Annotated in this window: 6 protein-coding genes; 5 read left to right on the top strand and 1 reads right to left on the bottom strand. The window is 43.2% G+C overall.

Features of this window, described 5'->3' with window-relative positions:
* Positions 1 to 183: 183 nt before the first annotated feature.
* Entirely contained in the window at positions 184 to 987 is an 804-nt protein-coding gene (locus MUP17_04210; protein ID MCJ7458178.1) for an energy-coupling factor transporter transmembrane protein EcfT, read from the bottom strand.
* A gap of 516 nt (positions 988 to 1503) precedes the next feature.
* Between MUP17_04210 and rnr the strand changes: the two genes are divergently transcribed.
* From rnr to MUP17_04185, 5 genes are all read left to right on the top strand, one after another.
* On the top strand, positions 1504 to 3666 hold the full coding sequence (gene rnr / locus MUP17_04205; GenBank protein MCJ7458177.1) for a ribonuclease R: 2163 nt from the start codon (positions 1504 to 1506) through the stop codon (positions 3664 to 3666).
* A gap of 57 nt (positions 3667 to 3723) precedes the next feature.
* On the top strand, positions 3724 to 5181 hold the full coding sequence (locus MUP17_04200) for a sigma-54 dependent transcriptional regulator (GenBank protein MCJ7458176.1): 1458 nt from the start codon (positions 3724 to 3726) through the stop codon (positions 5179 to 5181).
* A 43-nt stretch (positions 5182 to 5224) separates the two neighbouring features.
* The gene (locus MUP17_04195) at positions 5225 to 6877 is read left to right on the top strand and encodes a hypothetical protein (protein ID MCJ7458175.1); all 1653 of its coding nucleotides are present in this window, start codon (positions 5225 to 5227) and stop codon (positions 6875 to 6877) included.
* Positions 6874 to 8595 (top strand): lamin tail domain-containing protein, encoded by a 1722-nt coding sequence (locus tag MUP17_04190; protein ID MCJ7458174.1) that lies wholly within the window; start codon positions 6874 to 6876, stop codon positions 8593 to 8595. The genes MUP17_04195 and MUP17_04190 overlap by 4 nt, the downstream gene beginning before the upstream one ends.
* Positions 8596 to 8601: 6 nt before the next feature.
* Positions 8602 to 9012: hypothetical protein (locus tag MUP17_04185; protein ID MCJ7458173.1), on the top strand; the 411-nt coding region annotated here is incomplete at its 3' end.

Below are 9012 nucleotides of genomic sequence, written 5' to 3'. Positions count from 1 at the left end.
TATTCTATTCTCAATTTTATGTTTCTGGTCATCACGACATAGATTCTGTCAAAGCGTTTCAGGTAAAACTCTGAAAAATCGATTTTGCGGGGCTTGGAACCCCACCTACGATAGTCGATACTGTCGATTTCGTAGGTCGGGCACCCCTGTCCGACGATTTTCTGTTACTTTTTCAGAGAACCCTCACAGAATAATTCTAAAAGACAAAAAAGAAAACAAGACAATCAGAGCTGCAAAAAGATAATCTTCTTTTTTGAACACCAGCCTCTGATACGAGCTTCGCTTTTCCCCGCTTTGAAAACCCCTTGCCTCCAAAGCCAGTGCCAGATCATCTGCTTTGCGGAAGGAGGAAATGAATAATGGTATCAGCAGGGGAAAAGTTTTCTTGACTCTCTGAATCAAATTCCCTTCAAAATCCGCACCCCGAGCCATCTGGGCTTTTTTTAAATTTACTCCTTCTTCCAAAAGAAGCGGGATAAACCGGATGGAGATCATGCTCATCAGGGAAAACTCCTCCACTGGCAGTTTTAATTTTTTCAGAGGACTTGAAAGCTTTAAAACACCATCTAAAAGCTCCATCGGCGAGGTGGAAAGGCTCAAGAAGATCGCACCCGAGATAAAAAGAAGAAGCCTGAGAGAATATACCAGGCCGTTCAAAATCCCAGCCCATCCAATCTGAAAATATCCAAAATAAAAATAAGTGCCAAAACTCTCAGAGGTCAAAAGCACCTGAAGCAAAAAGATAAAAATGAAAAAAAAGATAAATGACTTCAAGCTTTTCAAAACAATCTGTACGGGAATTTTCGATAAAAAGAATAACCCCGAAAAAAGAATGAGCCATAATAAATAGAGTTTAATATTCACCGCAACCGCAACAAAAAGCACCATCACCAGGACTAAAAGTAGTTTAATCCTGGGATCCAATCTATGGATTATGGAATCTCCGGGATGATATTGTCCTATTGCCAGGTCTTCAAAAAAAGACATATTTCCTTCCCATTATTTTGAAGCAGCAATATAGTCACCCGCAAAATCAAAGTCAAATTTAAACTTTGTTTTATTTCCTCTCTTCTCAGAGAGGGTCAGGGTGAGGTTAATAAACGTAGAGACGCATCGAATGCGTCTCTGCTTATTTACAAGCTGTGAGATGTAGATGTAGGTCAGGCTGTCGAAGACTGCCCGACAAACCCAAAACAATTCGGTCGGGTAATTGACGGACCAGACCTATTTTCTTCTAACAACTGTCGGGTCAGGGGGCCCGACAGTCACCTAATATCATTTATGTCCAAGGATAATCCCAAACACCTCACAGCTGATCGAAAGGATTAAGCTAATTTCAAAATTTTCATCTGTTTAATCTGTTCAATCTGCCTCAAGGTCAAAATCGACTGTGAATGTTTTCTCTTGCTTTTTTCACATTGATAATTTTTTTCTATACTTGACAATCCTGTCCAGTTGTAATATTATCTGAACTCTGAAACTTTCACAAAGCAGTTCAATCCTATGCCTATAGACAAATCTCGCATACTGAATTTCATGGCTGATAAAGCCTATCGCCCCTTGAAGATACGAGAGCTGGCAAAGGGGATGAAAATTCCTGAGGAGTACTATCGTGCTTTACGCCGGACTGTTCGTTCGATGCTGCAGGAAGGCTCGATCGTCAAGATCAGGAAAAATCGCCTGGGTTTGCCGGAAAAGCTCAATTTAGTGGTAGGAAAACTTACAGTTAATAAGTCCGGGTTCGGCTTTGTGCAATCCGAGGATGGCAAGGAGGAGGTTTACATAAATAAAGAGGATGTGGGAACAGCTCTGAATGGCGATAAGGTTGTGGTTAGAATCTACGGCAGGAGAACCGGAAAAAGCAGAGAGGGAACAATCATAAAAATCCTGGAGAGGGCAAATCAAATAATTGTTGGAACTTTCAAGAGGGGAAAACATTTCTTTTTTGTCCAGCCAGATGATAAGAGGTTTAGCCGGGATATCTATATACCTGTGCCAGCTGAGGCTAAAGAGGGGCAGAAGGTAGTGGTTTCCCTGGAAGAATGGCAGGACCGGTATCTGAACCCGGAGGGAAAAATTAAGGAGATACTGGGTTATCCGGATGATCCCGGGGTAGATATCCTTGCCCTGATCAGAGAATACCAATTGCCTTCAGAATTCCCTGGAGAAATCGAAAGGGAAGCAGAAAAACTCTCGCAGAGGATACCGGAATTAGAATATCGCACCAGAGTCGATTTCAGGGATAAGATCTGTTTCACCATCGATCCCTGGGATGCTAAAGACCATGACGATGCCGTCTCCTTGGAAAAGTTGGATAGCGGAAACTATCTCTTGGGAGTGCATATTGCGGACGTCTCTTATTATGTGAAGGAAAATACACGACTGGACAAAGAGGCACTTTCCAGAGGCAACAGCGTCTATTTAGCAGATAGGGTTATTCCTATGCTGCCGGAAAGGCTTTCCAACCAGATCTGCAGCTTAAGGCCTGAAGAAGAGAAGCTCACCTATTCCTGCCTAATGGAGATAGACCCAAAGGGCAAAGTAATCAAGTATCGGATTGCAACAAGCCTTATTCAGAGCAGGGCCAAGTTGAATTATGATGAAGTGCAGGTTTTTTTCGATACTGGCAAATCGAATAAAAATCTTTCAGGGCTGGAACAGACTTTAAAGGAGATGCTGAAATTAAGCCAGATTCTTCATCAGAAAAGAATAGCCAAGGGAAGTTTGGACTTTGACCTGCCCGAGGCTAAAGTCCTTATAGGAAAGGATGGCAGGGTTCTGGACATCTTCAAACAGGAGAGGCTGGAAAGCCACAGGCTGATTGAGGAGTTCATGCTTCTGGCAAACCAGTGCGTGGCAAAATATGCCAATTCTCTGAAAGTACCTTTTCTGTACCGGGTTCACGACCAGCCGGACAAAGAGAAAATCGAAAACTTCGCAGAATTTATCTCCACCTTAGGATATAAGTTCCCAATTGAAAAAAAAGATGCCTCAATCAGTCCCAGAAGGATTCAGAGATTTCTTAAATCGGCTGAGGAAACACCCCAGGAGGAGCTGATAAACGAGCTTCTTTTAAGGTCTTTGAAAAAAGCCTGTTACCAGCCGGAGAATATCGGCCATTTCGGTTTAGCCTTCTCCCATTACACCCATTTCACTTCCCCTATTCGCAGGTATCCAGACCTTCTGATACACCGACTTCTAAAAGAGCTTGAGGAAACTAAACACTATGCGCCGGAAAGAAGAGCTTATCTGCAGGAGAAGCTGCCTTTCATTGGGAAGTTCACCTCAGACCGGGAGAGGCTGGCAGATGAGGTCGAGCAGGAATCTATCAAACTCAAACAGATAGAGTACCTGAAAGACAGACTAGGAGAGCACTTCAGCGGAGTCATCTCCGGAATTTTGCCATTTGGCTTCTTTGTAAGGCTGGATGACCTCCTGGCAGAAGGCCTGGTCCGCCTGAGTTCAATGGAGGATGACTATTACAGGTATGATGAGAAGAATAAAAGGTTAGTAGGCAGACATTCCAGAAAGATTTATAATCTGGGTGAGCGGGTTAAAGTTCAGTTAATCAGAGTGAACAAAGAGGAAAGAGAGATAGATTTCAACCTGGTGTCTGAGAAAGGGACGGGTAAACAGAAAAAGAGAAAAGGAAGATTCAGGGATTGAACAAAATATAAAAAAGATTGCCAAAAAGACTCCTTCCTGTTATTTTCTTAGCATTTTATGGTTCAAAATCACAAGATACTGAGTATAAGCAAATCCAGCGAGTTTCACCAGGACCTAAAAGGGATCCTGCCGGATTTTGAGATTTCCACAGCCCTTGACAGCACCGAAGGGTTGAAAAAACTTAAAGAAGAACCCTCGGAGATTGTGATTCTTGACTCCCGTATCGAGGACTATCCCTGCGAGAGCCTGATAAAGAAGATTGCAAACAAAAATCCGAGATCAGATCTCTTGGTGGCTTCAGAGGAAATACCCGAACAGCAGGATATCTTTCTGGGGTGCGGGGCAGATGACCTTCTTCAACTACCTCTGGCACCTGAGGAGGTCAGGATAAAGGTTAAGAAACTTCTCAAGGAAAAAGAATTCTTAGAATCCTGCGGCCTGGTGGGGAAATCAGAGGAATTAAAAAAGATCGCGGAGGCGATTCTGCAGGTTGCCCCGACCAACATCACCGTGTCTATCACGGGAGAAAGCGGAACCGGAAAAGAATTGGTGGCACGGGCAATTCATAATAATTCACCAAGAAAAGATTACCCTTTCATAGCCGCCAACTGCGGAGCTTTTGCAGAAGGGGTACTGGAAAGCGAGCTTTTCGGACATGAGAGAGGAGCCTTTACCGGTGCAATAAGCAAAAGAGAAGGACTTTTCGAAAGGGCAGATAAGGGAACCATCTTTCTGGATGAGATAGCTGAGATAAAACCTGCCATACAGGTCAAGCTTTTGAGGATTCTGGAGGAGAAAACCTTCTTAAGGGTGGGAGGGGTTAAGGATGTCAAAGTGGATGCCAGGATTATAGCTGCTACCAATAAAGACCTGGAAAGGGAAGTAGAGATGGGAAGTTTTCGCAGTGATCTCTATTTCAGGTTAAGCGTGGTGAAAATCGATATACCCCCATTAAGGGAGAGGGTCAAGGATATCCCCATACTGGTTTATGATTTTATCCAGAAATTAAACCAGGAAAGCCCTAAGAAAATCTTAGGAGTAACAGAAGAGGCGATGGAGCTTTTGCTGAAATATCACTGGCCCGGAAATGTCCGTGAATTGAGGAACTTCTTGGAGAGCAGTTTGGTTTTTTCTGCTGACCGTTTTATAGAAGCCCAGGATGTGTTAAAATATATCGATAAGCAGGTGCAGATTGAAAGGCATCTGCCCGTAATTACGGGGAAAAGTGTGACCGCGGCTGAACACGAGCTAATCTACCAGGCGCTTTTGGGTTTGAGAAAGGAGATCGCTGTCCTGCGAAAGGAATTCCTTGAGGAAAAAAGTTTGGAGCTTAAAAAAGAATCTAAAAGTGTTGAGGTAAAGCCCCAGGTAAGCCTGGAGGAGATGGAAAAAGAGCTTATCGATAAAACCCTTAAAATGGTGGGCGGCAACCGGAAAAAAGCTGCTAAGATTTTAGGAATCGGAGAACGGACCTTATATAGAAAGATCGACCAGTACGGTTTAAGAGAACTTTAAGGTCTTCTGAAGAAGAGTTTCATCCTGTTAAACCCTTTTTTGAATGTCAAAATCTGCAATCTATCTTTTCATGCTTCTCTTAATCCCCTTTTCTTTGACATTTTCTCAGACCATCTCCTCCCAATTTTATGAAAATGAGGAAGACATAGAGGAAGGGCTTCTATCAGGAGACTTAACTTATGCCGAATACTTAGAGCTTTTGGATCTCCTCCACGAGGGAGTAGCGTTTAGCTCTCCACAAAAAGACCGGCTGCTTTTTCTACCGGATTTCACCCAGTCCGAAGTGGAGCAGTTGGCAGATTCATCCAGTCTGATACCCTTGCCAGAGAAAACTGCGCCTTTTTATTCTACCGCCGGAAGCTTTTTTCTGCCTGAGATATTGAGCCAGGCAAAGGGACGTATTTCCTTACAAAGTAGACAGAGATTTGACCAGGATTATTCCTCTGATTTTGTGCTCACAAAATTTCAAGTAGAGAAGAGATTCCTTTTCCAGTTTGAGCTTCAAAGGGAGGGAACGTCTGATCCTCAGGTTAAGAAAAGAAGCCTGGAGATTTTAAACCTTGGATATGTTAAAAGAATAGTGCTAGGCAGCTTTGACAAAAAAATCGGCCTGGGATTGAACATCGGATACCATCCTCTTTTGAAGGCTGATGATGAAAACAAACAGAGCTCCTTCCTTTATCCGATTTCTGGCAGGTTCAACGGGGTTCTGATCCAATCGGATTTCGGCTTTTTTCAGCCGGAGCTTATCCTGTCGAAAAATAAAAAGGGAACTCCATCTCAGGAGCTCTGGGCTTTAAATCTCTCAGCCTCATTTAAAGATTTTAATTTTGGCCTTTTAAGGTCTGAGGGCAGATTAAAAAAAGTATCCTCATTTTACGACCGGAACCTGAGCTTTTATCTTAAAGGTACAAAAGGTAAATTAGGACTTTCCAGTGAATATTCCATTCTTAACAATGGCGCCACCGGCTGGGCTTCGGTGCTGATTTTCAGGGACAAGCCGGTCCTGGTGGAATTATCCGGCTGGAGCTATTCTAATAATTATGTGCACCTTTTCGGAGCAGGTCCTTCCAATCCGGATTACACCCTCACGACAATTGACGAAATCGAATACGAATACCCTTCCAGAGAAAAAGGAGAAAAAGGGGTTATGCTGAAGTCGGTTTACAGGCTCTCCTCAAGATACTCTTTGAATTTCAGTTATAGCCAATGGGATGCATCTCCCTACTCTTCACTCAAGCTAAGGCAAAAAATAGGGTTAAAAATAACACTTTCAGAAAAGCTTAAAACCGGGCTGGATTATCTTTACTCGAACTCGGATTTGGAGAATGAAACAGCCTCTCAACACCTGCTCAGTTCTACCTTCCTATTTGGACCTTTGAAAGATATTTTCTTCCGTCTGATAACCCGGTACGGGAAAAAGAGAGCGGCGACGTCTTCCGACTGGAGGAACTCTTTTGAATTCCAGCTTCGCTCAGATTTTCAAAAGTCTTCCCCTTTTCTTCTAACTCTCTGGGCAAGGTATAAGGATAACGATCTTTCAAAAGGAGAGGATAGTTACTGGGATTTCCGTTTTCAGGAACGACTATCTCTTTTAAAAAACTCCATCTTTTATGGCGAGTATTTCATAAAATTGCCCTCTGGTGCCCAGGCTAAAACTCAGGGCGCAAAATTCAGGCTGGAGGTTGGATTTTGACAGATAAAGTATTGAATTTCCTGATCAGGTTCTTTCTTCTCTTATGTCTTTTGATTATTGTCTTTCCTCCAGCCGCATATAGCAGAGTTGTGCTGAATGAGATTTTAGCCAATGAGCCAGGCTCCAGGGTGAAATTGGAATGGGTCGAGCTTTTTAATACGGATACTTCAGCAATCGATCTGGGTGGATGGACATTCATAAGCAAGAGTGACACTACTATATTCCCTGCTGGAACATCAATTCCTGAGAAAAATTATCTAATCTTGGCGCGCAAGTTAGTCTCTGTTCCTCCTGATTCAGAAAGCTTCGAATGCTATTGGGGAAATGGGAGTGGAGTCTGGGGAGATAATCCCATCGAAAATTATCCTGCCCTTGAAGTCAAGCTCTCCTTAACCAATAGCTCAGGCAGTGTTACTCTAATCGATCCACAGCAAAATAGCTCTAACTTTTCCTGGAACAAAGATGCCGGAGACGGGGTTTCCTGGGAGAGAATTTCGCCTTCCGGCACCGACTCTATCTCCAACTGGGGTTTCTGTGTTTACACTAAAGGAAACACGCCCGGGGAAGTGAACTCCATAACCCCAGTTCCGAACGACCTGTCCATCACACCTTTTGATCTTTCCACTGAACCAGCATCACCCGGGGAAAATGAGAATTTCAAATTGAAGGTGAACGTCCGAAACTCAGGAACCTCTTCCTCCAGTGAGAATTTTCTGTATTTTTTCTGCGATTACGATTTTGACGGAAGCCTGGAGGAAAATGAGAGTCTGGGAACGCCCTTTTACATACCTCCTATACCCGTGAACCAGGATCTTACCTTTTCAAAGAAGCTTTCTTTTCCCCAAGGGGTTTACAGGTTATATGTCCAGATAGGTGAGGATGATAAGGAATACAATAATCAGGCATTTATCAACATTCGGGTAGGGCAGACACTTCCTGAAATAGTCATTAACGAATTCCTTTGCTCGCCTGGTGATAACCAGCCTGAATGGATAGAGCTTTACAACCGGACAGCTACCCCGATCAATCTCAAGAACTGGCGCCTGGGAGACTCAGCCAGCCAGAGCCTGATTACAAATGAAGACCTGAATCTGTTTCCGGGAGAATATTTAATCTTAACTGAAAACCGCTCCTTATTTTCCTCAAGCTTCCCTGAGGCAAGCTGTAATGTAATAGAACCTCTTAGCTGGCATATTTTGAATAATAGCGGAGATAAGATCGTTCTAAAAGATAGTCTGGGTTTTACAATAGATGAATTGAGCTATACCGCGGAGGCGGATATAAAAGGTTATTCCCAGGAAAGAGTCAGCTCTGAAAAAGTATCTTCTGATCAGAATAACTGGTGGAGATCAGTTGATCCCAAAGGTTCCACGCCTTGTAAGATAAACAGCCTACAGAATTCTAATTCTACGGAAGAGGTGAAATTAGACATAAACCCCAACCCCTTTTCTCCTGACGGAGACGGGTTTGAAGATCAGGCAGGAATAAGCTATACCATCCCCTTCAAGTCTGAATCAACCTTGAAGATCTATGATATCAGGGGAAGACTGATCAGGACCTTGATGGACAAAGCGCCACAGGTTTCAGGAGTAATTTTCTGGGACGGCAAGGATAATGATGGGAATATAGTAAAAGCCGGCATATATATTCTGTATCTCAAGACTTCCGGGCCGAGCAGCCTTTCAAAAAAGACAACCATAGTCGTGGCTAAAAGGTAGTTTTTCATGCGAGGATTATTTTTTACATTCTTATTCTGCCTGATCTCTTTTGAATTTTCCTCTGGGGCATTTGAGGAAAAACCGGGCAGTGCCAGAGGCCTGAGCCTGGCAGGCGCTACCTCTTCTTTAAGCTCGGAGTCTTCCCATCTTTTGTCCAATCCTGCATCCACAGGACTTCTTTCTAAAAAGGAAATCCAGCTAAGCTGGTCTAAATTGTTTGGATTGGACGAGCTTTCCCAGGGAGATCTGTATCTGACATTACCTCTAAATAAAAGATGTAATCGCAATATAATAATGTCCTGTTTTAGCAAAGTAGAAATGTCCTATTTTGAGATTGCCACAATATCTTACTTTAAAGGAGGATATTATGGCAGGAAAGGACATGATCAGGATGAGTCAAGAGGAGATAAGAAGGGT

This window comes from Candidatus Zixiibacteriota bacterium, assembly GCA_022865345.1.
Lineage (GTDB): Bacteria > Zixibacteria > MSB-5A5 > MSB-5A5 > RBG-16-43-9 > RBG-16-43-9.
Note: the sequence above shows the minus strand (reverse complement) of the source record. Positions and strands in the feature narration are given on the sequence as shown.